A 713-nucleotide genomic window follows, 5' to 3' on the forward strand; every position below is an offset into this window, starting at 1 on the left:
AAAAACATCCTCCGGCATAGCCGGAGGTTTTTCATATGCGCCTATAAGGCTTTCTCACCAGCAGCGCCCTAGCAGGCGCATTGCGATCTGACATTTGCATAGAACGTTTACTTACGACCCGTAAACGGGCTTCCTGTATATGGGATCGATAATTGCTCTCCAATCTTATCCTGCTCCAACTGATGCTTTATGTAATTTTGTATCTTCGTCGTATTCTTACCTACCGTATCTACATAATACCCTCGGCACCAAAACTCTCGATTCCGATATTTAAACTTCAAATCCCCGAATCGTTCATAAAGCATTAGGCTACTTTTTCCTTTCAAGTACCCCATAAAAGCTGAAACACTCATTTTCGGCGGAATTTCTAAAAGCATATGGATATGATCTGCACAGCACTCAGCTTCAACTATATGCACATTTTTCCATTCACATAGTTTCCTCAATATTTCTCCTATCGCTCTACGTTTTTCTCCATAAAACACCTGTCGTCTATATTTCGGTGCGAATACTATGTGGTATTTACAGTTCCAGCGCGTGTGCGCTAAGCTCTTTTCGTCCCCCATTGGGACCCCCTTTCAATTTTTGTTTAACTCTTGCAGTTGCCAGACCGCAAAGCTGTTTTAACAAATTGAAAGGGGTTAGATAACTGACTTATAGCTGAAAGCTTTACTGAACCCCCAGCCTAGCTGGGGGTTTTCTCTATACAAAAA

The 713-nt window shown here is 42.1% G+C and carries 1 protein-coding gene; it reads right to left on the reverse strand.

Features of this window, described 5'->3' with window-relative positions; all coding sequences use genetic code 11:
• Positions 1-107: 107 nt before the first annotated feature.
• A complete protein-coding gene (tnpA, locus tag PUN32_RS14010; RefSeq protein WP_274723742.1) occupies positions 108-566 on the reverse strand; it encodes an IS200/IS605 family transposase in 459 nt (152 codons plus the stop codon).
• Between the last annotated feature and the right edge of the window lie 147 nt (positions 567-713).

Source organism: Vibrio chanodichtyis, assembly GCF_028863985.1.
In the GTDB taxonomy this organism is placed as follows: Bacteria; Pseudomonadota; Gammaproteobacteria; order Enterobacterales; family Vibrionaceae; genus Vibrio; species Vibrio chanodichtyis.

Excerpts from the sequence above, each read along its gene's own strand:
- tnpA (WP_274723742.1), bottom strand. The coding sequence starts at position 566 with ATGGGGGACGAAAAGAGCTTAGCGCACACGCGCTGGAACTGTAAATAC.